This is a genomic window from Clostridium estertheticum (assembly GCF_018861295.1).
In the GTDB taxonomy this organism is placed as follows: Bacteria; Bacillota; Clostridia; order Clostridiales; family Clostridiaceae; genus Clostridium_AD; species Clostridium_AD estertheticum_D.
The window spans coordinates 111473-137710 of record NZ_JAHLDM010000008.1; the positions used below are offsets into that span (position 1 = coordinate 111473).

General features: G+C 30.5%; 23 protein-coding genes and 1 tRNA gene. 11 read left to right on the forward strand and 13 right to left on the reverse strand.

Translation table 11 applies throughout. From position 1 onward, the window contains the following. The first annotated feature begins 108 nt into the window (after positions 1-108). A complete protein-coding gene (locus tag KPL54_RS10240) occupies positions 109-1446 on the forward strand; it encodes an aminotransferase-like domain-containing protein (protein WP_216106482.1) in 1338 nt (445 codons plus the stop codon). Positions 1447-1559: 113 nt separating this feature from the next. On the opposite strand, the gene KPL54_RS10245 is transcribed toward KPL54_RS10240, so the two are convergent. The 6 genes from KPL54_RS10245 to KPL54_RS10270 form a co-directional block, all read right to left on the reverse strand. Next, a complete protein-coding gene (locus KPL54_RS10245; protein WP_216106483.1) occupies positions 1560-1946 on the reverse strand; it encodes an FMN-binding protein in 387 nt (128 codons plus the stop codon). Continuing rightward, the gene (locus KPL54_RS10250; protein ID WP_216106484.1) at positions 1943-2419 is read right to left on the reverse strand and encodes a MarR family winged helix-turn-helix transcriptional regulator; all 477 of its coding nucleotides are present in this window, start codon (positions 2417-2419) and stop codon (positions 1943-1945) included. The genes KPL54_RS10245 and KPL54_RS10250 overlap by 4 nt, the downstream gene beginning before the upstream one ends. Positions 2420-2949: 530 nt before the next feature. Beyond that, positions 2950-3237 (reverse strand): hypothetical protein, encoded by a 288-nt coding sequence (locus KPL54_RS10255; RefSeq protein WP_216106485.1) that lies wholly within the window; start codon positions 3235-3237, stop codon positions 2950-2952. Positions 3238-3636: 399 nt separating this feature from the next. Further along, positions 3637-5175 carry a glycoside hydrolase family 32 protein gene (locus KPL54_RS10260; RefSeq protein ID WP_216106486.1) on the reverse strand — a complete coding sequence of 513 codons (1539 nt, stop codon included), beginning with the start codon at positions 5173-5175 and terminating at the stop codon, positions 3637-3639. Between the two features lie 177 nt (positions 5176-5352). Continuing rightward, entirely contained in the window at positions 5353-6819 is a 1467-nt protein-coding gene (locus KPL54_RS10265) for a glycoside hydrolase family 68 protein (RefSeq protein ID WP_216106487.1), read from the reverse strand. 595 nt (positions 6820-7414) lie between these two features. Continuing rightward, a complete protein-coding gene (locus KPL54_RS10270; protein WP_216106488.1) occupies positions 7415-7864 on the reverse strand; it encodes a hypothetical protein in 450 nt (149 codons plus the stop codon). 554 nt (positions 7865-8418) lie between these two features. On the opposite strand from KPL54_RS10270, the gene KPL54_RS10275 reads away from it, so the two are divergent. Continuing rightward, a complete protein-coding gene (locus tag KPL54_RS10275; RefSeq protein WP_216106489.1) occupies positions 8419-8781 on the forward strand; it encodes a hypothetical protein in 363 nt (120 codons plus the stop codon). Between the two features lie 263 nt (positions 8782-9044). Here KPL54_RS10275 and KPL54_RS10280 read toward each other — a convergent pair whose 3' ends face one another. Beyond that, positions 9045-11105, reverse strand: coding sequence for a methyl-accepting chemotaxis protein (locus KPL54_RS10280; RefSeq protein ID WP_216106490.1), 2061 nt, complete (start codon positions 11103-11105; stop codon positions 9045-9047). A 331-nt stretch (positions 11106-11436) separates the two neighbouring features. Between KPL54_RS10280 and KPL54_RS10285 the strand changes: the two genes are divergently transcribed. The 5 genes from KPL54_RS10285 to KPL54_RS10305 all read left to right on the forward strand — a co-directional run bounded on the left by KPL54_RS10285 (position 11437) and on the right by KPL54_RS10305 (position 16765). Continuing rightward, positions 11437-12138, forward strand: a complete 702-nt coding sequence (locus KPL54_RS10285; RefSeq protein WP_216106491.1) for a response regulator transcription factor — start codon at positions 11437-11439, stop codon at positions 12136-12138. A gap of 1 nt (position 12139) precedes the next feature. After that, entirely contained in the window at positions 12140-13120 is a 981-nt protein-coding gene (locus tag KPL54_RS10290; RefSeq protein ID WP_216106492.1) for a sensor histidine kinase, read from the forward strand. Between the two features lie 167 nt (positions 13121-13287). Then, positions 13288-14136, forward strand: coding sequence for an undecaprenyl-diphosphate phosphatase (locus KPL54_RS10295; RefSeq protein ID WP_216106533.1), 849 nt, complete (start codon positions 13288-13290; stop codon positions 14134-14136). A 17-nt stretch (positions 14137-14153) separates the two neighbouring features. Next, positions 14154-14900 carry an ABC transporter ATP-binding protein gene (locus KPL54_RS10300; RefSeq protein WP_216106493.1) on the forward strand — a complete coding sequence of 249 codons (747 nt, stop codon included), beginning with the start codon at positions 14154-14156 and terminating at the stop codon, positions 14898-14900. Continuing rightward, the gene (locus tag KPL54_RS10305) at positions 14900-16765 is read left to right on the forward strand and encodes an FtsX-like permease family protein (protein ID WP_216106494.1); all 1866 of its coding nucleotides are present in this window, start codon (positions 14900-14902) and stop codon (positions 16763-16765) included. Before KPL54_RS10300 ends, KPL54_RS10305 begins: the two co-directional genes overlap by 1 nt. A 273-nt stretch (positions 16766-17038) precedes the next feature. Here the strand turns inward: KPL54_RS10305 and KPL54_RS10310 are convergent. Continuing rightward, positions 17039-17130 (reverse strand) — tRNA-Ser (locus KPL54_RS10310). Between the two features lie 328 nt (positions 17131-17458). Here KPL54_RS10310 and KPL54_RS10315 point away from each other — a divergent pair. Genes KPL54_RS10315 through KPL54_RS10330 form a run of 4 tightly spaced genes read left to right on the forward strand, consistent with a single transcriptional unit; the run spans position 17459 to position 21278 of the window. Beyond that, entirely contained in the window at positions 17459-18397 is a 939-nt protein-coding gene (locus KPL54_RS10315; RefSeq protein WP_216106495.1) for an ABC transporter substrate-binding protein, read from the forward strand. A gap of 21 nt (positions 18398-18418) precedes the next feature. Beyond that, positions 18419-19450: a FecCD family ABC transporter permease gene (locus KPL54_RS10320; protein ID WP_253203423.1), complete on the forward strand. Its 1032-nt coding sequence runs from the start codon at positions 18419-18421 to the stop codon at positions 19448-19450. Positions 19451-19482: 32 nt separating this feature from the next. Beyond that, a complete protein-coding gene (locus tag KPL54_RS10325; RefSeq protein ID WP_253203424.1) occupies positions 19483-20466 on the forward strand; it encodes a FecCD family ABC transporter permease in 984 nt (327 codons plus the stop codon). A gap of 29 nt (positions 20467-20495) precedes the next feature. Then, positions 20496-21278 carry an ABC transporter ATP-binding protein gene (locus KPL54_RS10330; protein WP_216106496.1) on the forward strand — a complete coding sequence of 261 codons (783 nt, stop codon included), beginning with the start codon at positions 20496-20498 and terminating at the stop codon, positions 21276-21278. A gap of 55 nt (positions 21279-21333) precedes the next feature. Here KPL54_RS10330 and KPL54_RS10335 read toward each other — a convergent pair whose 3' ends face one another. The 5 genes from KPL54_RS10335 to KPL54_RS10355 form a co-directional block, all read right to left on the reverse strand. Next, positions 21334-21537: a hypothetical protein gene (locus KPL54_RS10335; protein WP_071611932.1), complete on the reverse strand. Its 204-nt coding sequence runs from the start codon at positions 21535-21537 to the stop codon at positions 21334-21336. A gap of 76 nt (positions 21538-21613) precedes the next feature. Next, entirely contained in the window at positions 21614-22384 is a 771-nt protein-coding gene (locus KPL54_RS10340) for a dimethylarginine dimethylaminohydrolase family protein (RefSeq protein WP_216106497.1), read from the reverse strand. Positions 22385-22553: 169 nt separating this feature from the next. Next, complete coding sequence (locus KPL54_RS10345) at positions 22554-23915, reverse strand: sigma-54 interaction domain-containing protein (RefSeq protein WP_216106498.1); 1362 nt, start codon at positions 23913-23915, stop codon at positions 22554-22556. Positions 23916-23948: 33 nt separating this feature from the next. Continuing rightward, positions 23949-25511 (reverse strand): putative ABC exporter domain-containing protein, encoded by a 1563-nt coding sequence (locus KPL54_RS10350; RefSeq protein WP_216106499.1) that lies wholly within the window; start codon positions 25509-25511, stop codon positions 23949-23951. After that, on the reverse strand, positions 25508-26209 hold the full coding sequence (locus tag KPL54_RS10355) for an ABC transporter ATP-binding protein (protein WP_216106500.1): 702 nt from the start codon (positions 26207-26209) through the stop codon (positions 25508-25510). Before KPL54_RS10355 ends, KPL54_RS10350 begins: the two co-directional genes overlap by 4 nt. Between the last annotated feature and the right edge of the window lie 29 nt (positions 26210-26238).

Here is a 26238-nt window from a genome sequence, read left to right on the forward strand (position 1 = left end):
CTATACCTACACAAATTGATTACATCTACATATTAGTATAGTATAATTTAGTTATCAAGAAATAAAAGCGCAACCTGTACTAGTACAAAATTAAAGGAGTTGCTTATATTGTTAAAATACGAAAAGATTATTGACTATATTCATAATGGAATTTCAGCTGGAAATTTCACCTACAAAAAAAAATTACCCTCTATTAGGACTATATCCCAACTATTTAATTGCAGTATTGGTACAGTTTTAAAAGCCTATGATAAACTTGAAAAAGATAATATTGTTTACCCATATCCCAAAAGTGGATACTACCTATTAGAGGATTTCCATAATACTAATCCCTCTAACAATACTATTATTGATTTTTCATCAGGAGTTCCAGATATTGAAAGCTTTCCTTATAAAGATTTTCAACATTGTTTGAATAAATCCATAGATTTGTACAAAAAAACCTTATTTACTTACTCAAATCCACGAGGATTGAATTCATTAACACATGTATTATCAAAACACTTTCAACAATATCAAGTATTTACAAGTTCAGACAACATTGTCATTACATCCAGTTCTCAACAAGCACTAACCATATTGTCAATTATGCCATTTCCAAATGGTAAATCTAACATTCTTGTTGAGCAACCTACTTATTATGGAATTATAAAAATTTTAGAATTAAATAATGTTCCCGTATTAGGAATTGAAAGAGGGCTTAACGGAATAGATTTATATGAACTAGAAAAGATGTTTAAGTATAACAATATTAAATTTTTTTATACCGTCCCTAGATTTCATAACCCAACTGGAACTTCTTATAGTAAAGAAGAAAAAGAATCTATTGTAGCTATGGCGCAAAAATATAATGTATATATTGTTGAAGATGATATTGTTTCCGATTTAGACATAAATAAAAAAAATGACCCCCTGTTCACTTATGACACTACTGAAAAGGTTATTTACTTGAAAAGTTATTCAAAAATTCTTATGCCTGGACTAAGAGTTGCCGCACTCATATTGCCAAGCTTACTAATAAGTACTTTCCTAAATTATAAAAAATGGACAGATATGAATAGTCCAATACTATCTCAAGGAGCACTTGAAATCTATTTAAAAAGTGGTCTGTTTGATATACATAGAAACAAAATGAGCACCCTATACTGTGACAGAATGACTTATTTAAAAAATACTATATCTTTGCTTCAACATTCTAAAATAAAATGGAACATCCCTAAGTCAGGATATTTTTCTTGTATATATGTAGATAGTTCACTACAATATGATAAAATAATAAGCTCACTATTAAATAACAATATTAAGATGTTAGATACAAATTTATGTTTTTTGGAACAAAATAGAAATGATCATTATTTTAGAATAAGCATCAGTAATGTAAATGAGGAGAAAATTAAAAAAGGTATTCCTATAGTAATTGATACTATTCAAAAATATATGACATAGCTATTATCCATATTTAATTTGGTTTATCTACAATGAAAAAGGACTCTAGCACAATCTGCTAGAGCCCTTGATCTATCATACCTATTACCTACTCCCCCGTACAATTTTAATTTCTATTTTTTTAAAGCATTTTCTATAGATTTGAGATATGCTTTACTCGTAACTGTAGCCCCACTTATAACATCAACATTAGTATCCTGTTTTTTAATAACTTTGTTAAACAGTTCTCTAGATACTTCTAATTTCTCAAAAACCACGCTTTTAAGAACATCAATTTTGGTTACTTTTTTATCTTTTATAGTAACATTAACTTCATTAGACCATCTTCCCCCATTATATTTACCTGTATAAACTCCATCTTTAAGTTGTGAAGCATCACTGGGTTTAATAATCATATTTTTGCCAGAACTTAATCCTCTTGTCATATAAAAACCAGCACCAACAATAATCAATACCAATAAAAAAATAACACCTAAAATAATTTTACTAACCATACTCATAATAATCTCCCCTCACTTTTATTATCCATCTTATTAATATTTAACTGTATTTTCTGCATTACTCTTCTTGCTACTTCTAATTCATCTTTATCTATATCTTTAAACAATTCTTGAGTAAATGATGTACCTTCCCCTCTAATCTTTGTCCAAAAATCAAAACTGTTCTCTGATAACTTAAGTCTAGTTACACGTGCATCTCTTTTATCCTTTTGTAAAATCAACAATCCCTTTTGTTCTAGCTTTAAAGCAACCTGTTTAACATTCTGATGAGAACTCCCCATCGCCTTTGCAACTTCTTTCATTGTAGGTGGCTTATCAAATAAATTATCTATAATAACTGATAGAAACCATTGCTTTGTTGTAATACCAAATCGTTTGAATTCTCTTTCAAGCATAGTATCTACCCTGTTAGCAACTATAAAAATTACACCAAATAAATATTGTGTATCACTCATCTTTTCAATCTTACTCATAATTAACTTCCTCTCTTGTGCTTCTAATATATCCCCCTTATAGGTAACGTGTTACCTATAAGGATAATATATTACCTTTCCATTAATCTGTCAATATTTTTTTAATAATCTTATTTTCTTTTTATGAAATCATCTCCTGCGGAGCTGCAGATTAACGACTTCAGAAGGAGATTCATACTCCCACTGAAGTTTTGTTTTTAATAAGGTAGTTAACTACCACTTATAGAAGTGGGGGACTTTCCTTCTAAAATGTCGTTAAATATATGAAACATACTAAAAAAACTACCCATTAAGGTAGTCTCTAAAAATATATTATTATATAAACAAAAAAATAAAATAGACTGGCTAAATAACACCAGTCCATTGCTAGTTATATATATATTTAATTAAAGGGGGACTCTAATTAAAAAATCAATTACTAGTTTCTTTCTATGTATTAACAATAACAATTATATGTGTCATTAGAATGTCGAGAATAACAATAAATTGTAAACTATTTAATTACCTATATTTTTTATCTCACCTGAATTTTATTTTCTTGGCAAAATAGTGAATACTATTCCATAGTAAACTCCCGCTAAAATTCCAAACTCGACGTCATTAAGATTAATATAGTTACTAATAAGTAAAAATAAAGCTATCGATATAATAAAAACAAATTTATTTATCAATTTTTCATTACCACTTTTCTTAATAAATTCCTGAAGAGGGGTAAATATATTAAATGTATCATTAACAAGATTTAGAATAATTTGAACAGGAAAAAAAGCTACTAAAAGCGTTAGTAAAAATTTAAGAATTGAGCTAATAAATTCCATCTTTTCATCTCCTTTTATGATTGTCTTCTTATTACCACTTATGTAATTTAAACATATTTTCGTACATCTTAATTTTAGAGGCACGTTATTTTTCACCTATTGTTCATTATCAAATTCAATAAGTCAAAAATTAACTGTTCAAGTTTTAGATAAATATGCATTTGAGAATTTTGAGCAATTATATAGTAATTTCGATTTTTCTTTATTTGGTTGTCAGGATTATACAATGAAACGTATGATTTATGAAACATATGATATTTATACAAATGAACAAGGGTATGGTGCTTTAGGTATTAATAGTTATGACCAATAATAATGTACGTATAAATTTTTAGTTGCAAAGGCTAAATTGCTGATAAATATGTGAAAAAAAATTGACGCTTACCAACTTTTCTCGTTTTACCTATAAATCGAACGAAAGTGTTTGATTACAACATTTTGAAAGACCGATTTACCGCCAATAGAAAAAAGAGTTATTCCTTTATCATTTAAATAAGGAAATACTTCACTTGAGTAAGTAATCTTACCATCATCAACAAATACTTCTATACTTGTTTTATCAACGAGAATCTTTAAATGAACCTTCTCCTTGTTTGTATCAAACGGCGCTCTGCTTTGAACATATTTTTGACTTTTATCGGGCTGTTCTGTAAAAGTTCTATTGACATAAGAGTATTGGCCTTCAATGAAAACCCCTATGTCAATATGACGCTTTTTATCCGCTGATTCTCGAAGCTTAAATCCTACATTTTTGGCATCCGACCAGCTTATATCCGCATCAAGTTGATACGCTTCGCCTTGGACCTTCAGTGTTTTTGATCCACTCACTTGGATTTGATCAAAATGGTCGGTTGACGTTATCAGACGATCCAATGTTTCAACTGGCTGTGAGATCAGGCTATACGTATTATCCACTTGTTTCTTCAAGCTTATCTGGCGCACAATCGAATCCGTTCCATTGAAGCCATCCTTCATTGTTGGAGTATTGTCTGGATAATCCCAGTTATTCATCCAGGCTAAAGCATAACGTTTCGTGAATTTATAACTGCTGTTGCCATTTTCAAACGTCACGCCTGCATACCAATCAAAACCATAATCAAGCCAATACGGCTCACTTTTATCTGGGACAAATTCTTTCCCATTGTAATTGCCGATCCAATATGCATAAGTATTGGGTTTGCCTATAGATTTGCCATTGGCACTGGCACCTAGAACCCACTTGTACGTCCCGTCATTTGCCCGCATCATAAAGAGATCCGGACATTCTAGAATACCTATATTTTGTGTAGAGAAGCCACTTGCATAGTGCCAATTTTTCAGATTATCAGACTCATAAAAACCAATTTTTGTACCTTCTGCCAAGAGCATTATCCATTTGTCAGTCTGAGAGTTCCAGATGATCTTCGGATCTCTAAAATCTTTTGAACCTAAATTCGGTATAATGGGTTGGTCACTATAAGCTTTAAATGTTTTTCCTTTGTCCGTACTATACCAAAGAAATTGTTCCTGATGACCACCATTTGCGGAGGACTGTGTTACTATGGCCACAATGGCTTTTGTTCCAAAACCTGCCGTATTCCCGCTGTCAATAACGACAGATCCCGACCATATATCTCCATTTTTATTTGTATATTTAGGAATAGCTACACCCTCATCTTTCCATTGAACCAAATTCTCTGATGTCGCCTGCCGCCATTCCGTACCATTGCCATTTGGGTAATCGCCATTATACAGATAATAGTAGTGGTACTTTCCATCAAAAAATATAGGTTTTTGTGGATCATTCATCCATTTGTCAGGCGTTGTGAAATGGTATATTGCACGATAAGTTGACTTTTGATGATTGGAAAGTAAGAAAATAATTAATAATATCCCCAAACAGATTATTAAAGTAGCTAATATTTTATATACTTTTTTATTGATTTCTATTTTTTTCAAATAACTACCTCCACTTTGTTCGTTGATGTTCTGACTGCTGTGGTAATTATACTTTTTTGTTTTTAAAATACTCTTAATCCATAAGAAAGTAAAAATTTACCTGTAAAAAAAGTGCCGATATTTAATCGGCACTCTTAAAAAAATTTTTTGATGTTATTTTAATCCAAGTGTTTAATATTATTTTTTACTTTTTGAGGAATCAATCGTCATCTGTCCTTGTGAGAGGATGCTATTTGGTACAACTGATGTTTTTGATCCTTTTATGTTCAGTAAGAAGCTAGGCGCAAAGGTAGCGTGTTGATCTGCAAACAAACCTCTATTTGTTATGTAACTTGTTATTACCACGTTATTATCTTTAGGTTGTGGTATCGCAAAGTGAGAGTATGAAAATGTGAGGTCAGAAGGGTCAAGATTCATGTTTAATACAAGTCCACTTCCGTTTAATGGTTTGTATGAGCCGGTTAATGAATTTGACACATATCCTAACATGTATACATCTTTATCGCCTAATCCATCAATAGTCATTTTAGATCCTCTTGAATCTGTAAATAAATACCAGTTATCTTTTATTTTAAATATATTAGCACGTTCGATCTCATCTGTTATGGTATTAGATGTAATCAATGGTTTCATTACTTTTTTCAAAGTATAATCATTGTTCAATTCAATAATACCTAGTGCACCATTTGCTAAAGACGCAAGTTGTTTTTTAGGGCTTTGTAATAGTTTATCTTTTTCTGTTTGGAAGAAAGTTTCATTTCCGCCATAGTAAACTTTATTTAATAGAGATTCATCGCCTTGATAACCATATTTTGTTCCTGTATTGGCTTCAAAGACAAGATATTTATGACCTTTGTCTTCAACATAATGAGGATCTCTTAATGTATGATTATCATTCTGCGTTATACCTTGTAGAACATTTTGATAGATTGTACCGTCTCCACCATCAAAAATAGATTTTAAATCTTCTACGCCATCAATCTTAAGCGTGTTAACATCTGGCTCAGATAAATTGACTTGAGCCGTTGTTAAGGTTTGTTTACCATAATGACCAGAATCTGATGCCCAGCTATCTCTATCTGTATAAAACAAGCGAACTTTTCCATCCGGTGTTAATGTCGCAGAACCTGACCACTCTTCTGCTTGATTTTTTAGGAAAGGATCGTTTGGAACGAATTTATCACTATCATTAAATACTCTCCCCGCACTTTTCCAGCTATCAAGAGATGTATCGCCTATTTTTTGATAAAACAAGTGAACAAACGTGTCACTTCCATTTTTAGGGTCTCCAGCCAAAGCAAAAAGTATATGGTATCCATGATAATTTGCTACTGTTCCGTCCCCATTTTGAAGTGGCCAGCTATCCCATACATCTAAATCTACTAAATTACCATTCTTATCGTAACCTTTTGCCGAAGGAACATTTTTTATTGTAGATGCATCGAATTGAGGCACCTTAAATTTTGTACCGCTTTGTTGCTTTGGTATTTCCAGCATGTCAGAACGAGTCATATGGGAAACGTCATAAGTTTCCTTGTAATCCAGGCTAACGTTCTTCGCAAAAGTCACCGTTTCACTTCCTAAAAGTAATGCTCCAATAAGAGAAGCACTCAAAACAAATTTTCTAATTTTTAACATTTCCATTGCTTAAACCCCCTAAATAAGTTTTCACCTATATTTGTCGAGTAAGTCGGGAACCTCTCGGCTCCTTTCTCCTCTAAGAACCGTACTTGTGTGTTTCCACACATACGACTCAAGCCCCCATTTACATCAAACACCTGGCTATTTAATTCCAACTTGTCTGGCACGAAAAATCCATTGGTGAAATTTCTTCACATATTTTCACATTAGCAGATAAGCAGCCGACTGATATCAATACCAGTTTTCATAACTGAACTTCTCTTTTACGAAGAAATTGCTTTCCGTTTTCTTTCATGTTAGGGATCATGTGGAAGTCTGCCTTCTTTCGAGCGAGGATACGTTTAGTAACTAACGCAGCTTCTCGCGAAACACTACTAATTAGCAACTTCTTGTCGCACCAACATTATTTTACAATGCTGTTTAAGATTATCATATATAATAAATACTAGTCAACTAGTACAAATCACATTAATTACCTTTACATTGACAAAAACTAACTATTAATACCGATTTCTCATAATTACATAACTATTACCAAAGTTTCATTTTTGTTCTTTAAAATATAAATAAATACATTAAATTTTTACAAAAAATCCTTTTATAAACATTCATTGGTTTTATTGACAAACATATAGTGTGTTCTATAATATGTACTATAAAATAGTATCAGTGTATCCTTGAATCTTAAATTACTTCTTTTATAATCATTAAACTTAATGCATTTCAAAGTGGTATTGAAAATTTCCGTATATTTCGCATTAAGCAGTGCTGCAATTTTTTTGCACTCTACTGTGGTATTTACTCTTTGACATGATCGTATTAAAATATCTTCACACTCTAATAAATTTCCGGAATCGTCTATGAAATTAAAAACATTTTCACCTCTCCCTACATTAGTACTGATAAACTCAATTAAGTCTGTAGAAATTTTATTATATTTTATAATAAATGCTGGAAACACACTTATGTATATCTTTTGACCGGAGGCTGTTTCCCATAACAATGTTTGTATCTTAATTATTGCATAGTTTAAATCACTTCCTGCCATATAATATAGTCCTCGTTTGAAGGTACCATTTTTCTTGAGTTTATCTGATTCTGGTATGTTTAATTCCTTTCGGATTGAACCCTTCGGAAAACCTTTAAAATACTTTTTTCATAATTTTCACATAAACTATTAAAATTAATATTTAATTGTATTATGATGTTCTTAGGTTTGTTCTTCGTAGTTAAAACCTAAACAAAAAGCACAAGTTGTATTCAATACATCTTGTGCTTTGTTTTTTTATATAAAACTACAGTTGCTGATATTCCTGTCTAAAAGAGAAGCTTTACTGCAAATTAAAGTGTCCTCTAACAGTACTTAATATAAAAGATACATTTTATGAAATCCTTTTTTCACCTTCATATTCTACTGACAACATAATATATGCAACATCACCTAAAGGATTAATTGCAACAAACAATAATGGAAATACGTTGCGAACCATTTTCGCAACTAACTCTTATATTTTTAATATACGCATTAATAAGCAGAAGATTTCAGTAGCTGCTGAGGACGGATTATATATATCAATAAATAAAGGAGTTACATGAAGCAAGTTGAATCCTTCATCGAAAGTTATACTTGCCAATTTTGATTTTGTTGGGAATGTATACATTTATTCTAATAATAAGATTTTAAAAGAATCTAATAAGCTATGGACAGATATAAAGATTCCGTTATCAACTGATATTATAGGATTTAAATTATATAAGCAGCATTTAATTGCTTACTCACCTAATAGCGTAAAAATACTAGATATGAAAACTTATACGTGGAAAGAACTTGGAAAATTCAGTTCTATAAAAAATTTATTTATTACTTCAAATAATCAGATATATTGTTTACTAGAAGATAGGTCCTTAGTAAAATTGATAGAAAACGAACAACTTAATACATGGCACACACAAGGTAGATATTAATAAAGAAGGTAATCTTGTAGATTTAAAAACAGATACTTATGGGAAATTATACTTTTGTATGAGCTCAGAAGTAGTATAGGAATCAATATAAATGAAAAAATATAATTAAAATGTTATTATTTCTTAAATATATACATCATAAACCAACAAGAGGGTTCCACAGAATATCTGTGGAACCCTTATTTTTGGCAGAGAAATGTGGATTTGATTGCTGCTACTCAGCCATTACGTCGGCGCCCCCGTGGGTTCAAATCTCCTTATAATTAAATTTTGAATTCTGAAACAATAGTCTTTAATTCTTCAGATACTTTCTTAGTATCACTTGTTACCTTTGATACATCATTTGATTTTTGTAAACTAATAGATGCTTTATTAGCAATATTTCCAGTTCCTATAGCCATTTCATTATTTGCAGTTGATATTTCATTTATGACATTAATCATAATTTGAAGAGAAGAGCTTACCTCCTGAGCTTTACTACTAAAATCATTTACAAGATTTCCAACATAGTTTGCATCTTTATAATACTGTTCTCCAATTTCAACCATAGCAATATAATCTTTTATTACTGTTGAATCTATGAAATCTAATACATTCTCCGAATTGTATTTTAAACTTTCTACTGAAGATACTACTATTTTAGTTACTTGTTGGATTTCATTAGTAATATTTTTTGAATCCTCAGCCAGCTTTCTAACCTCTTCAGCTACTACTGCAAAACCTTTCCCTGCTTCTCCTGCCCGTGCAGCTTCTATTGCAGCATTTAAAGCTAATAAATTTGTTTGAGATGAAATCTGCAAAATAGACTCCGTTAATTCATTAATTTGAGTGACTGCTTTTGACTGCTCTATTGATTGCTTTAAACTATTATATATGTTATTCCTAATATCTTCAGCTACCTTTTTAGAAACAACTGCACTTTCTTTCAATTCCTGTGCCCTTTTTCTTATCTCACCTGAATTTTCAGCACCCTCTTGAGCTTTTTCGGATATAGTAGTCACCGCTTTTCCTAATTCATCGGAAGAAGCACTCAATTCTTCTGATGAAGCTGCTGTTTCCTCCATGCTAGCGGACAACTCTTCAGTTGTTGATGATATTTCCTCAATCTGATACTCTAAATCATACATGTTCTTATTAGTTACAATAACTGAACTCTCTATTTTTTCAGATTGTTTAACTACAGTTTTAAGCATAGTCCTAATAGATTTTTGCATTGTATTTAAAGAAATCATTAGATCACCAGTTTCATCACTTACCCTCATTGCTTTATCTGGTACCTCCTTTGAAAAATCTCCTAAAGCAAATGTTCTTATATATTCCACAGCTAATTTTAATGGTTTAGTAATACTTCGTGAAAATAATAGTATTAACAAGCTAGATATAATAAGACTTATAATAATTACAATAATTATTCCGTTTCTAACACTATTGATTTTTGACATATACTGTTCCACAGGTATAAAGGATACAATATATAACTTTGTAATATCACTTTTGGTATATGAAGCTATGTTTTTTACACCATTAATAGTAAAATAACCTATACCAGAATTGTTAGCCTTCATTGTACTATAGAAATTTGGCATATCTCCTTTTTCTTTGCTTAAGTTAAGTTTTAATATTTGCGAAGAATTTTCCGATGAAACTACAAGACCTGTTGGATCTATTAAAAAAGTTTTAATAGATTCATTAGCGTTTGATTTAACAATATTTTGAGTTAATGTATTTAAATCTATTGAATTTAAGAATGATGCTGTTAGCAGTTTGGTATCAGTATCTAAAATCGGTGCGTTTATTGTAATAACAGGCCTCCCTGTTATAGGAGAAGCCATAATACTCCCAATCTTAGCTTTGCCTTCTTTCTCCAAGGCTTTTAATGAATCTTGGGTAGTTGGTCTTTTATCCCCAACAGACTTTCCACCAATACCATCAGCTACTGTTACTTTATTTAAATCAGAAGAAATTACTTGCAAAATCATATTCTCATATAACCCATTTGAATTTTTGAATTTAGTCTCCAAATTACTTGACATATGGGTTAATACTGCTTGGTTAGGTTTGTTAGTTTTTTTAAATTCTTTAAAGTAGTTTACAACTTCACTTTCGTTTGAAATAGATGTTGCTAAATCCATTTGATCCTTAAAAGCTACGTCTATATAATTTTTATTTGAAATAGCTGCACTGCTCAATGATTTTTTTGCTTCACTTTCCAAAGAATTTGAAAATGAGTTAACTGAATAATAACCACTAATGAGTAAAGGTATACTAATGCATATCATGGCTACTACTAAAAATTTTACGAACAAACTAGATTTTCTTTTCATGAAAACATCTCCTTATATGATATTTAAAATAAACAAGGCTATTTAAAGTGTTAAGTAAGAAATAATCTCTTAATGCCTTTTTTTATTTATCGATTATATATAAGATTACTTTAATAATTTTCGACCTTTTGTGACCTTTTCTTCTAGGTTACGATTTACATAATAAATTTTATAAAATCAATGGTCTAATTGTATATTTAAACCATTAAAGGTATAAAGATGTTAATATGAATTACGATAATAATATTAAAGACTAATGCATTTTAGTATATAATTACTAAATTTAATTAACAAATGTGTTTACAATATACTAAATTAGGGAGAAATAAATATGAAATACAAAATATATATTGTAGAAGATGATTTATCAATAAGTAATTTATTACAAGACTACATAGCTAAGTATGGATTTGAGGTGACGATAGTTGAAAACTTTGAAGAAATAATGTTAGGCTTCAATAAGTTCAGTCCAGACTTAGTATTGTTAGATGTTAATTTACCTGAATTTGATGGATTTTATTGGTGTAGGAAAATAAGACAACAATCAAAGATTCCTATAATATTCCTATCTGCAAGAGATAGCGGAATGGACCAAGTTATGGCTTTAGAGAGTGGGGCAGATGATTATATAACTAAACCATTTTATTTTGATGTTGTTATTGCAAAGATTAAAAGTCATATAAGAAGAGCTTTTGGGGATTATGCACATACTGTAGAAGAACGAATAGTAGAAGTTGATAGTCTTAAGTTCTACCCAGAAAGGTCAGAAATACAGTTTTATGATAAAAAATTAGTTATTACTAAAAGGGAAGGCATACTCCTCGAATGTCTTATGGAAAAGTATCCCAAGGTAGTTAGTAGAGATTTTCTTTTAGAAAAAATATGGGATGATATTGAGTTTGTTGAGGAAAACACCTTAAGTGTTAATATTAGTCGGATAAGAAAAAGGTTGCAGGGACTAGGAATAAGTATGGGCATAGATACTATAAGAGGAACAGGTTATAGATTAAACAAGCCTGATAGGTTGGAATAATATGAATTTATTTTTAAAGTATAATAGAGGTTATATTATTATATATTTATTAAGTTTAACCATTACAATTATATATTGTAACATCATGGACTTTATAGGATTTGGTGAAGTTATATATATATTGATTTTTAATACATTTATTCTTGTGTGTTTTCTAGCTTTTAGATATTATAAAAATAGACAACTATATAAATTGCTGAAAAATGGATTGATTTGTTTAAATGATGTTTTTTTGGAACTTGGTAGTTCGGATCTTAGTGAAAATATTTCTGAGTTGTTAAAGGAGCAACATAATTTGTATGAAGCAGAAATACAAAAATGTAACAAAGTTCATAATGAACATTTAATTTTTATCAATCAGTGGGTACATCAAATGAAGACACCTCTTTCTGTAATACAACTACAACTTCAAGAATACGCAGGAGAAGAAAAGGCACGAAGTATAGAAGAAGAAGTTAATAAATTAAATAAAGGTCTAAATATGGCAATGCATTTTGCAAGAATAGATTCTTTTCAAAATGATTTTATAGTAGAACGAATTTTTTTAAAGAAGTTAGTTATAGGTACAGTAAATGAAGAAAAGAAGCTTTTCATAAAAAATAAAATAATTCCTAGAGTAGAAATAGATGATGGTATAGAAGTATATAGTGATGTAAAGTGGATAAAGTTTGTGCTAGATCAACTTATTATTAATGGTGTAAAGTACTCAAAAGGCACGGGAAAGGAATTAATTATAAAAGCCTGCGAAAAAGAAAAAGAAATCTTACTAAGCGTTATTGATGAGGGAATTGGAATCCCAAGGAAAGATATTAAAAGGGTATTCGATCTATTCTTTACTGGAGATAATGGGCGCAAATATGGAGAATCTACAGGCATGGGTTTATATATTTCTAAAGAGGTCTGTGTAAATTTAGGTCATAAAATAGAGATAACATCTACTGCTGATAAAGGAACGATGGTTACAATAAGATTTAAAATATAAGCTTAATTTATAGCGAATGGATAGTTTAACTATTTATTTGCTATTTTTATTTTAAATCGCAAAGCTTACATCCATGTCACATTCCTGTAAGCTTTGCAGATAGTAATTTATACCTTATTATTATAAGCTATATATAGTAATAATTAGTCTGTAAGGGGTGATAAATCATCAATATAATATTTATATTAAAATCAATCATAATCGCAATAGTAGAAGGGATAACTGAATTTATACCTGTATCTTCTACAGGACACATGATATTAATTGGGTGGGCAATTAGCTTTCAAGGCGAATTTGCAAAAATGTTTGAAGTTGTAATTCAACTTGGAGCAATAATGGCCGTTGTTGTTTTGTATTGGCATAAGATTAAAGAAAGCGTAATAGAATTTTTTAAGTTTATATTCACTAGAGGAAAAGAAGGAAAGAAAGGTTTCAAATTTGGTGTAAATGTTATTACAGCATCTATTCCAATGGGAATTGTAGGTGTAGTATTATATAAAAATATAAAAACATTATTTACTCCAGAGGCTGTTATAGTAGGATTTATAGTTGGTGGACTATTGTTACTAATAGTTGAAAAAAAATTCGACGCTAGAAACCATAAGGTAGATAGTTTAGATAACATAACCACTATGCAATCATTCAAAGTTGGATTATTGCAACTTCTTTGTGTGTGGCCAGGAATGTCAAGAAGTGCGTCTACAATTATGGGTGGATGGATTGCTGGATTATCAACCCCAATAGCAGCAGAGTTTTCCTTTTTTATAGCGATTCCAGCTATGATAGGAGCAACAGGCAAGGACTTATTTGAATATGATTATTCTACAATGACGTTATCATTATGGATTGCATTAATAGTTGGATTTGTTGTGGCTTTCATAGTAGCTTTAATAGTTATGAGGAAATTTGTTGAATATCTTAAAAAGAAACCTATGAAAGTATTCGCAGTATATAGAATCGTAGTAGGAATTTTACTTGGTGTTCTAGTATTAACTAAGATTATCACTTTAACATAATAGGAGGAATAAGTAATATGGAAATTATGAAAGTAAAGAATTTAAGCAAGATATATGGTCAAAAAGTAACATTCAGTGCAGTGGATAATATAAGTTTCACAATTGACGAAGGTGAATTTGTAGGAGTAATGGGGCCATCAGGAAGTGGTAAGACAACCCTGTTAAATATGATTTCAACAGTAGATAAGCCTACATCTGGAGAAATTAGAATAAAAGATATAGATCCTTTAAAGCTTAAGGGTGATGATCTGGCCTTATTTAGAAGGAGAGAATTAGGATTTGTATTTCAAGATTTCAACCTGTTAGATACTTTAACTGTTGGTGAAAATATAGTACTTCCACTTACATTAGATGGAGTGCCAGTTAAAAAACAGGATGATGAACTTAATAGAATATTAAAGATACTTAGAATAGGGAAACTAATTAATAAGAGAACTTTTGAAATATCAGGAGGAGAAGCCCAAAGGACAGCTATTGCAAGAGCTTTAATACATAACCCTACGTTGCTGCTGGCTGATGAGCCAACAGGTAATTTGGATTCAAGAGCTGCTAAAAATGTAATGGAATTATTTGAAAAAATAAATAAAGATGAAAAAGTAACTATGATGATGGTTACTCACGATGCATTTTCAGCAAGTTATTGTAATAGAATTCTCTTTATAAAAGATGGAACTATATATAATGAAATTTATAAGGGAGATAGTAGAAAACAATTTTACCAGGAAATTATTGATGTGCTTGCGTTAATGGGAGGAGAGAACTAATGAATTTTAGAGAGTTTGCCACTAAAAATGTGTATAGAAATATAAAAGGGTATTTCGCTTATTTTTTAAGCAGCAGCATATCTGCAACACTATTATTTTCTTTTACTATGATTATATTCCATCCTGACTTCGTAGTGCTTAAATTACCTACTAGTATAAGAAATACACTTTATGTTACGACTGTAATTGCATACTTATTTTTATGTTTCTTTGTATTTTATTCAGTAAGTGTTTTTCTCAAAAGTAGATATAAAGAATTTGGAATACTTTATATAATAGGTTCATCAAAAAAACAAATACAGAAAATGATAAATATTGAAAATATAATAATTAGTTCAGTATCGGGAGTAGTAGGGATTATAGTAGGAATAGTATTTTCAAAAATACTTTTAGCAGCTAGCGGAAAGTTATTAGGCCTTAATGCACTAGGATTTTATATTCCAGTAAAAGCTATGATTATTACTTTAATTGCATTTATATTAATAGGGATAGTAATTTCAATATTTTGTTCATTGGTTATAAAAGAAGATATGGTTCTAAAATTACTTAAAGGAACTAAAAAACCAAAACTAGAACCAAAATCATCAGCTATTTTTTCTATTATATGTATAGTATTGCTTACTGTAGGATATTATCTATCAATTACATCAACTGAAAAGACACTACCCTATAGAATAATACCTGTAACACTAATGGTTGTTATAGCAACATATTTATTATTTTCTCAATTAAGTGTATTTGTACTTAAGGTACTTAAGAGAAACAGAGATTTTTATATGAAGAAAACTACAGTATTATGGGTTTCAAATTTGTTATATAGAATAAAGGATAATACAAGAATGTTTTTCTTAATTACAATAACTTCAACAGTTGCTCTTTCATCAATAGGGTCAGTATATGCTTATTGGAGAGATAAAGAGACCGAGGTAAATAAAATTTCTCCACAAGCATTTTTCTGTGTTGATACTTATAATAATAAAACCAAAGTTGATTACAAAGTTGATTTTATAGAAAATTCATTGAAAAAGGAAGAAATATCTTATACTAAAGTTAATGGTGAAATGAAGTTTATTATACCTAATAGTGATAAGGATGAAGTGAGTATACTTAGAAAAGATACTTATAATAAATTAGCATTAACATTATCTCTAAACACTATTAATTTAAAAGAAAATGAGACCATGTTAGTCTCACATTTAGATAAAAATGAAAGAAAAAATATTATTCTAGATGAAACAAAATTACAAATTGTTATGAAGAGTGATAGTGGAGTAATTCCAGCATTGTATGATAATGTATATGTGGTTAATGATGATGTATATGAAAAAATGAAGGTACCTAAGTTCCACTTTGGGGCACTTAATGTAAATAATTATAAGGATACATTAAGCATAGGTAATAATTTTTATAATAATTTTGGAAATGATAAAGGTGATAAATATTATAATAATTTTCTAAAAGCTTATAAATTAGAAAGTATTAAAATAGCCTATGGGGTACTTTTGTTTAGTGCAATATTTATAGGACTTATATTCTTTGTAACAACAGCAAGTTTCTTATATAACAAGTGTTACATGGATCTTATAGAGGATAAAAAGAAATATAAACAATTGAATAAAATAGGATTAACATATAAAGAAATAAAGAAGGTGTTAAATATTGAAATAGGGGTATTATTTTTACTCCCATATATAATTGCTGTTGTACATTTTTTCTTTGCTATTAGTTCATTAAAATGTGCTTTTGGAATTGAGATAACTGTACCCGCATTACAGATCATAGGAATTATGTTGATTGTTCAAATTATATATTTTCTTATTATAAGAAAAAACTATTTATTTGAGATTAGAAAAAGTTTATTATAAACACTCTTAAATAAATATTTAATATAACAGCTTCATGTAAACAGTGGTTTGCAAGGAGCTGTTATATTTTATTTTAGAAAAGAGATAAGTTCATAAGAAATTTAAACATAGAGTAACTGAAATGTCACGTTTCCACCCGGTCCGGGTCCTGTCTCCTTATGCATAGATAAAAATGTGATAACCTCGCATTGTCTTAATGCTTTGCGCTCTCACGAGTTCAAATCCCCATATAATTAACATAAAAGAACTCACCTTCCAGCGAGTTCTTTGATTTGGCGGAGAGAGGGAGATTTGAACTCCCGGAACGGAATAACCCGTTCGCCTGTTTTCGAGGCAGGTACCATAGGCCACTCGGACATCTCTCCATATATTAAGTTGCCTTTAACATTATACCATATAATTAAACTATTTAAAATATTTTTTTATTTATAAGTTCCTTACCTATTTTTTTATTTATAAGTTCCTTACCCTTTTTTAGATATATCCTAGGTTCAAAACAAATATATTCTAGGTTCAAACAAAATATATTCTAGGTTCAAACAAATTATTGACATACTTAATAGTTCTGCTATAATAGATATTGTATTTGGCTGATAATGATTCTTAATTTCATTCTCATTTAAAACGATAATTTGTAATTTGCTAAATCATTATTTTTATACATATTAACTTAAACAATTTAGGAGGATTTTCATGAAGAAAAAAAGATTATTCGTAGTATTAACATCCGCTTTAATTTCTGTTGCTGTTTTTGCAGGTTGTTCAAAAGGTGCTGAACCTGTTAAGAAAGTAAGTGCAACTAAAGTGGTTAGTACAATGAAAGGCAATGTAACTATACCCACAAGTCCTAAACGTATAGTTGATATATCTGGATCAACAGAGGAATTATTAATTTTAAAACACACACCAATAGGTACGGCCAATGCTGATTCTTATAAAACTACCGAAAAGCCAAGTTACCTAAAAGATAAATTGAGTTCTTCTAAACTTGTAGGTTTTTCAATGATGGAAACTATGGATATGGAAGCTATCCTAAAACTTGATCCAGATTTAATTATAATGAGTGAGAGGCAAACAAAAATATATGAACAATTAAAAGCTATTGCACCTGTTGTAATGCTTAAAGATTATGGTAATGATTGGAGATCAAAACTAACAAATATATCCAAACTATTTGGGCAAGAAAAAGATGCTCAGAAATGGTTAGTGGCTTACGATAAAAAAGCTATAACAATAGGTAATGAAATAAAGAAAACTAATGGCACGCAAACTTACCTTACCGTACTCGCTAGTGCAGGCAAATATTATATTTTTAGTGATGCAGCTATAGGTTCAATGTTATTATCAGATATGAAATTACCCCAACCGGCAAACATGCCAAAACAAAAGGGAATAAGTTTACCAGTAGTAACTATGGAGGGTTTATCATCAATTGATGCAGATCATATTGTAGTTATAGCAACTGATGTGGATAAAAAAGATTTATTAAGTAGTTCTGTTTGGAAAAGCATGAGAGCTGTAAAAGCTGGAAATGTTACAATGCTTCCTAGTTCTCCATATTTTGCACAAGGTTATTCTCCAATAGGAAGAGAATTACTACTTGATTCAATAAAGAAAGAATTTGTGAAATAATCTGTGAGGTGCATCACTTTAATGAAAAATATAATACTTAATCAAAAGAAGAAAAAGATGAATAGACTTATTATGAGTACATTTATAATTGTAATTGGACTTATTATATTGTTTTTCGGAATTGCATTGTCAGTGTCCCTTGGTGCAAAACATATAAATTTTAATACAGTCTTGAGTATCATGCTTTCACCTAGCAATGATATAAACTCAAAGATTATCCATGATATAAGATTTCCTAGGGTAATTGCAGCTGCTCTAGTTGGAGCATTTTTAGCGGTATCAGGTGCTATAATGCAAGGAATAACAAGAAATCCAATAGCCGACCCTTCAATAATGGGAATTACCCAAGGTGCAACTTTTACAATAGCTATAGCCTTTGCAATGAAGGCTAATATCGGTTCTTCAGGTTTAATGCTTTTTGCTTTTATTGGAGCTAGTTTAAGTGGGATAATAGTATTTCTTTTAAGTTCAAGATCTATTAAAGGAGTTAGCCCCATTAAACTTGTTTTAGCAGGCACAGCTTTAGGTACCCTTTTGATATCTCTTGCAACTGCTATTGCAATGTACTCTAACTTATCTCAGGAACTTAGTTTTTGGATTGCAGGAGGACTTGTTACTGCGAAATGGGAAGGTGTAAAATTATTAGCCACGGTTGGTACATTCGGCGTCATTGCAGCTATAATTCTTTCTCCTAAAATAACCATTTTGAGCCTAGGAGAAGAAATTGCCATAGGTCTTGGTCAAAAAACTAACATTATAAGATTTATTGGAATATTAATCGTAATATTACTTAGTGGTGGTTCCGTTGCAGTTGCCGGAAATATTTCTTTTCTGGGTCTTATTGTCCCCCAAATTGTAAGGATTTTAGTTGGACCAGATTATAGATTTATAATCCCATGTTCTCTAGTTCTTGGCGCAAATTTACTAGTTTTTAGCGATATAGCCGCTAGAATGATAAATCAGCCTTATGAAACTCCTATTGGCGCATTAACTGCACTTCTTGGAGTACCTTTCTTCATATATATCGTAAGGAAGGAGGCAAAATCATTATAAAACATACACATAAAGGAAAGAAAAAACTAATTTTGATTATAAGCATTTTATCTATTTTACTCCTTTCAATATTTATAATTAGCTTTAATATAGGAACCTTTTCTATAGGGCCTATTGATGTAATTAAAACACTATTTGGGCAAGGAGATAAAAAACAAGAACTAGTACTTTTCACTATGAGACTTCCACGAATAATTATAGCTCTACTTGTAGCAAGTGCTTTAGCAGTATCCGGAACAGTACTTCAAGGAATAACTAAAAATGATCTCGCAGACCCTGGTATATTAGGTATAAGTTCTGGTGCAGCACTAGCTGTAGTTATTTATATATATTTTATGAATGGAAAAGCATATTCCGATGTAAGTTTACTTACTATATTTACTATGCCTATTATAGCTCTCTTTGGAGCAGGTTTTGCGGCCTTCCTTATTTATACTTTAGCATGGAAAAAAGGTATAAATCCTACTAGATTGATCCTGATGGGTATAGGTATCAATTCTGCTTTTTCTGCTATATTGGTTCTATTTCAATTTAGATTTTCAACGCAGGATTTTAACAAAATAATGATTTGGACCTCAGGAAGCATTTGGGGAACTAATTGGAGTTATGTTATAGCAACGCTCCCTTTTGTATTCATTTTTACAGGACTTATAATTTATAAGGCTAGATACCTTGATGTTTTAAGTTTCGGCGACGAGTTATCAGTTGGACTTGGCGTGAATATAGAAAAAGAGAGAAGGACACTACTAATATATACCGTAGCCCTAGCAGGTGCAGCTACAGCAGTTGCTGGTACCATAGCATTTTTAGGGTTGATTTCTCCACATATAGCTAGAAAACTTGTTGGACCAAAACACAAATTATTATTACCGACTTCAGCCTTAGTTAGTTCAATAATTTTATTGTTGTCTGACACTATAGCTAAAAACGTTTTAGCTCCTATTGAAATGCCCGTTGGAATAGTTGTTTCAATTATTGGAGTACCCTATTTCATTTATTTGATTATGAAAGAATAATTATGAATGCTTAGCTTAGGAGGCTCTATATGAATAGCATAAAAACCGAGAATCTTTCTATTTCTTATGGAGATTCTGACATTGTAAAAGATTTAAATTTAAATATACCTAAAGGAAAAATTACAACTATTATAGGCTCTAATGGTTGTGGAAAATCAACCATTTTAAAAACTATCGCAAGAATATTAAAACCCAAAAACGGAATCATATACATAAATGGTAATGATATTCAAGGTTTAAGTTCGAAATCAATAGCAAAAAAAATGGCGGTTTTACCTCAAAGTCCCGAGGCCCCAAATGGATTAACTGTAGGTGAACTTGTAGCCTATGGAAGATTTCCTCATCAAAGTGGATTTGGTAAATTAATGGCAAAGGATAGAGAAAAAATAGATTGGGCACTAAAGATAATTAACATGGAAGAATTTAAAGATAGGCCTATAGAGTCATTATCCGGTGGACAAAGACAAAGGGTATGGATAGCTATGGCGCTCGCACAAGAAACAGAAATTTTATTATTAGATGAACCTACAACTTATTTAGATTTAGCACATCAGTTAGAAATTCTACAATTATTGGATGATTTAAATAAATTACATGGACAAACCATTGTCATGGTAATTCATGATTTAAATAACGCAGCAAGGTTCGCAGATTATATGGTTGGAATTAAAGATGGTAACATAGTTTGTAGTGGCACCCCTAGAGAAATAATGACTAATGATAATTTAAAAAAGATATTTAACATAGATGCCGTAGTTGTTGATGAACCTATAAATCATAAACCAGTCTGTATTACCTATAACTTAATATAGATTTAGTTTAATCTCAAAAATAACATTAAGGCAGGATAATCATCCTGCCTTAATGTTATTTTCTATTAATACCTTTGTTTGCAATTGAGCGCCCATATAATTTTTCTTTTTCTTCTTCCGTAGCATCACTAGGACCGCTCGTCATGTTAGGCATGTTATACATTTGAGTTACCTTAGCGTTTGAAGCCCCACTAACATCCTCATTATCTCCTGATTGTTCATCAGATTGTTTTGTTTCCTTTAAATTATATTTATTCATAGGTATGCTCCCTTCTAATATAAAATTACACTGCATATAACCAGTGCATTTCATAGTTTACCCAATTATATTAACATTAATCCTTTGGTAATCTAAGTGAAAGACAAGTAAGTCCTCCGTCCATTTTTTCAAATTCAGACATATCTACCTCAATGATTTTAAACCCTGCATCTAATAATGCTTTTTTTGAATTTTTAAAGCCTGTTGGAATGATAAGATACCCATTTATTAAAATACAATTTGCTGAATATGCCTCGTTATCATCTACTTTAATCACTTTAAATTCTTTAAACAACTTGTGTTCTTTAAATTCTCCAGTAGCAACAAAAATATTATTTTCTAAGTAAACTACTCCTGTTTTAAGATGAAGTATATGAAGTACATCTGCGGTAGATGATGTATATCCATATTTGCTAAGTATCTCTGTGAGCTGTCTTGCACCTTCTGCATTAGTTCTCTTAGATTGACCTATATAAAAATGATTTTCTACCCTTAATATATCTCCCCCATCCAAACAAGCCTCTCCACTTAAATATTCTATGTTGACATAAAACTTTTTCAAAACATCAATAATTCCTTTTTCTTCTCCCTTTCTTGACTCTGCACCCGGCTTTGTAATAATGGCACATTTCTCTGTTACAATAGCTACATCCTCAACAAAAGTTGAATCTGGATATCTCTCATCAGCTTCCAATACCAACACATTGCATCCACATTTTTTTAAAGCTTCTATATAATCCTCATGTTGTTTTATAGCCTTTTTATAATCTGGCTTACCCATATCTGAAGTAGTAATCCCCTCAGCGAAATTTTTGCTTAACTTTCTTACAATTACATTTTTTATCATAGTAAAATCCCCTTTCGTTTTATCTTATACATCTTACACAGCAAAATTTATGCCAATATGCTATCAACCTACTTATTCTATAAACAGGTTAGTCTAAGGGAATATAAAAAATTTTCAAGTTAATAAAGCGAAAAAAATTTTGCCTTTACGCAAAATTTTTTTCGCTATACTATATATTATATTTTGACAATTTATAATTTAATGCTTGCCTTGATATTTTTAACATCTTTGCTGCCTCTGTTACATTTCCCGTGTTTTTTATAGCATATACTATAATGTCTTTCTCATAACTTTTTACAAGTTCGCTTAACGATTTATCAGACGCCACAAGACCTGCCGCACAATTCTTCTCACTTTTCACAGAAAACATATAGTCTGGAAGATCCTCCACTGCAATTTCATTACTATATGTTATATTAAAAGCAGATTCTATCACATTTTTTAATTCTCTTATATTTCCTGGCCATAAATAATTTTTAAATACTCTTAGAACCGATTCATCAAGCCCCTTAATCTCTTTCTTCATTTTTCGATTATATTCTTTTATAAAATAACTAGACAAAAATTCAATGTCATTTTTTCTATCCTTAAGCTCTGGAAGACTAATTTGAAGTACTCCAATTCTATAAAACAAATCTTGTCGCAGTTTATTTTCCCTAATAGATTTTAATGGAGATTCGTTTACCGCGGACAAAATTCTAACATTTACCCTTATACATTCAGTTGAACCCACTCTTCTAATTTCCAAACTTTCTATCGCTTTCAATAGTTTCGCTTGCATAGATATTTCCATAGAATTAATCTCATCTAAAAAAAGAGTACCACCATCTGCCGCTTCAAATAAACCCTTTCTATTTTCAGCGCCTGTATAACTACCCTTTACCGTACCAAACAAAATACTCTCAAGTAATGTAGCCGGTATAGCTGCACAATTTTGAGATATAAACGGCTTTGAAACTCTGCTACTATTTTTATGTATAGCTTGAACCACCATTTCTTTTCCCGTGCCCGTTTGTCCATAAATTAGAACTGGAGAATCAGATTTCGCTACTTTTATTATCTTTTTCTTAATATCTAACATATTTTCATCATTAGTTATAATTTGATCTATATCATATAGTTGCCTTTTTTCTTCCTCTCTTTCTTTCAATCTTAATGTTATATCTTTCCTTTGTTTTTCAGGTTCAATATATATTGAAACCTCTGCTACTCCTATAATCTTTTCACCTGATTTTACTGGAAATGTTGAATTAATTGCATCTATGGCTACGCCTTTATAATTCACAAGATGTTGTTGTTCATTTAAAATAGCTTTACCACTTTTTAACACCCTTAACAATGTACTGTTTTCATCATTTAGATTAGGATATATGTCCCAAAGATATCTTCCAACCAGTTCCTCATCATAAAGATTATTAATATCTTTTCTAAAATTATCAGAATATTCGATAATCCCCTTTTCATTAACCATTACAATAGCATCTATATAATTATGTAAACTTAGAATTTGTTTAATATAATTCTGTAGCATAAAACCACCTCAATTTAAAATTTATCCAGCGATCTACAATTCAATATTTTCAAATATTCCCTTACCTAAGAATAGTATTATGCCACTAAATATAAGGTTATAGGATATAAATGAGGCATACGCTATAGCAACTCCTGCAAAACTAGTAGAGAAACTATATAATACAGCCAAAAGAACTATAGCAGGTGCTATTATTATACCTAATATTAGAATCCTTATAAAGCCCGTAGATACTATGTTATCACCACCACCTAAAATCCTTCTAGTGAGTATTCCCCCATAGATGAAAAGACAGCCTATTGATGCAAACGCTACTATGTTAAGTAGAATAAAGACAACACTACTTTTAAATAATATTCCCGTTATTACAAACACTATAGCCCCATCAATAATATTTTTAAAATTATCAACTGCAGTTACATATATAACCTTTTTAAATGTATGGTCAGGTAACATGTAGATATATTGGTTTGATAAATCCTTTCTCCATTTGTTTGCAAAATTAAAAATTAATTGCAGATATATCATTCCGCCTAAGATTATTGCTAAATCCTTAACGGGACTATATAAACCGGCAGTTATTGCTAAAACTGCATAAATAACAGAACCTACATTAATAAAGCCAAATCCAGTTTTTTTATATTCTAATATTTGTCTCCCAAATATAGCAGAAGCGAATTTTCCTTTTTTAGTATACTGAACTTTTCTTATTCTAGGTTTTTTACCCGTTTGCATATAACTTTGCTCACCATGCCTTGAGGCAGAGATAGCCGTTTCCTTTAGCTCCGTTGAAGCTAAAACATCTTCATAATAGTCAAGTTTCATAGAATAAATTATGTAACAACAAATAGCACCCAATGCTATAATCAAAATCGTATAAATAAAAAATATTGTACTAATACCCTTCATTGAAGCCATTATAATTTCTCTTGTCCAGCCGTATACAGGAATATAAGGGATAGCAGGACTATTGAGCATTGACATAATAGCCTTACCTGGTGACTTAGTTACATATAATTCTATAAAGTACGCTATTATTATAAACATTCCTAAAATTTTAAAGATATTTCTTAACATTAATTTATTTTTTATACTTTTAGAAGCTATAGAGTATACTAATATTTTTAGTATTGATGTAAAAATAAGCATAATGAATAATCCAAAAACGATTACTAACACCCCATATGACTTGATATTACTATAATGACTAAGGGTATACCCTTGAAACAGAACAAAAAAAACTGCTATAAAGGAAGCATATATTTGTTTTATGAAGCCATATATTAAAACTTTTTGCGGACTAGTTGGAGATGTAAATATTAAATTTATATCTGCACCTCTAAAAAAAGTCGCTCCCTTATTAGTTGAGGAATAGATATCTGGAGCTGTAAATATTAAAATAACTACGCCGATAATAGTACTGTATAACCTTGGATCTAAAATACTCTTTTCACTACTATTATCTTTATTAACAAAAAATGCAAGACATAAAACTATTAAACATACTATGTATAAAATAAGCTTTACTGGTTTCTTCTTTAACTCAAGTATCCAATTTTTTATAGATTTTCTTAGTATATAAAATAACGGCTTCATACATTACCCTCCGTTACATCGAAAAAGAGTTCTTCTAAGGTTTCATTTCTACCCATAAGCTCTTGCCTAGTGCCAGCTAGAACTATATTTCCATTCTTCATAATTAATACCTTATCCCAGAAATCATCAACACTATCTATTATGTGGGTACTTATCAAAATAGAAGAACCTTTTTCTTTGAGCTCCACAATAGCTTTCTTAAGTTCTTTTATTGCTTTAGGATCCAGTCCCATTAAAGGCTCATCAAATAATATTACCTTTGGCCTTATTATTAGAGCGCAGCAAATACTTACCTTTTGCATCATACCCTTTGATAGCTGCTTCCCGAGTTTCTCTCTCTTATCACTTAAATCAAACCTTTCAAGTAATTCTTCAGCTTCATCCTTATAGTCTTCTATTCCATAAGCCGCAGCTATATATTCTATATGCTCATAAACCGTCAGCAAATCAAACATAGCTGAAACTTCCGGAACATAAGAAAATATTTTTTTTGCGGCAATGCTCTTATTTGGGTGCCCACAAATTTCAATGTACCCATTATATTTTAATAATCCAGCAATAGATTTTATAGTAGTGCTTTTTCCAGCTCCATTGGGACCTAAAAGAATGGCAATTTCACCTTCGTTAACTTGAAAACTAATATTGTTTACAGCTATTTCTTTAGAGTATTTTTTAGTAAGATTTTGTACAATAAGCATGTTACTCATCTCCTTAAATAAATATATAT

What these genes read in the sequence shown, in the direction of transcription:
- KPL54_RS10245 (WP_216106483.1), bottom strand. Translation starts at nt 1,946, where the DNA reads ATGAGTATGGTTAGTAAAATTATTTTAGGTGTTATTTTTTTATTGGTA.
- KPL54_RS10250 (WP_216106484.1), bottom strand. Translation starts at nt 2,419, where the DNA reads ATGAGTAAGATTGAAAAGATGAGTGATACACAATATTTATTTGGTGTA.
- KPL54_RS10255 (WP_216106485.1), bottom strand. Translation starts at nt 3,237, where the DNA reads ATGGAATTTATTAGCTCAATTCTTAAATTTTTACTAACGCTTTTAGTA.
- KPL54_RS10265 (WP_216106487.1), bottom strand. Translation starts at nt 6,819, where the DNA reads ATGGAAATGTTAAAAATTAGAAAATTTGTTTTGAGTGCTTCTCTTATT.
- KPL54_RS10270 (WP_216106488.1), bottom strand. Translation starts at nt 7,864, where the DNA reads ATGGCAGGAAGTGATTTAAACTATGCAATAATTAAGATACAAACATTG.
- KPL54_RS10280 (WP_216106490.1), bottom strand. Translation starts at nt 11,105, where the DNA reads ATGAAAAGAAAATCTAGTTTGTTCGTAAAATTTTTAGTAGTAGCCATG.
- KPL54_RS10285 (WP_216106491.1), top strand. Translation starts at nt 11,437, where the DNA reads ATGAAATACAAAATATATATTGTAGAAGATGATTTATCAATAAGTAAT.
- KPL54_RS10290 (WP_216106492.1), top strand. Translation starts at nt 12,140, where the DNA reads ATGAATTTATTTTTAAAGTATAATAGAGGTTATATTATTATATATTTA.
- KPL54_RS10300 (WP_216106493.1), top strand. Translation starts at nt 14,154, where the DNA reads ATGGAAATTATGAAAGTAAAGAATTTAAGCAAGATATATGGTCAAAAA.
- KPL54_RS10305 (WP_216106494.1), top strand. Translation starts at nt 14,900, where the DNA reads ATGAATTTTAGAGAGTTTGCCACTAAAAATGTGTATAGAAATATAAAA.
- KPL54_RS10315 (WP_216106495.1), top strand. Translation starts at nt 17,459, where the DNA reads ATGAAGAAAAAAAGATTATTCGTAGTATTAACATCCGCTTTAATTTCT.
- KPL54_RS10320 (WP_253203423.1), top strand. Translation starts at nt 18,419, where the DNA reads ATGAAAAATATAATACTTAATCAAAAGAAGAAAAAGATGAATAGACTT.
- KPL54_RS10330 (WP_216106496.1), top strand. Translation starts at nt 20,496, where the DNA reads ATGAATAGCATAAAAACCGAGAATCTTTCTATTTCTTATGGAGATTCT.
- KPL54_RS10335 (WP_071611932.1), bottom strand. Translation starts at nt 21,537, where the DNA reads ATGAATAAATATAATTTAAAGGAAACAAAACAATCTGATGAACAATCA.
- KPL54_RS10340 (WP_216106497.1), bottom strand. Translation starts at nt 22,384, where the DNA reads ATGATAAAAAATGTAATTGTAAGAAAGTTAAGCAAAAATTTCGCTGAG.
- KPL54_RS10345 (WP_216106498.1), bottom strand. Translation starts at nt 23,915, where the DNA reads ATGCTACAGAATTATATTAAACAAATTCTAAGTTTACATAATTATATA.
- KPL54_RS10350 (WP_216106499.1), bottom strand. Translation starts at nt 25,511, where the DNA reads ATGAAGCCGTTATTTTATATACTAAGAAAATCTATAAAAAATTGGATA.
- KPL54_RS10355 (WP_216106500.1), bottom strand. Translation starts at nt 26,209, where the DNA reads ATGCTTATTGTACAAAATCTTACTAAAAAATACTCTAAAGAAATAGCT.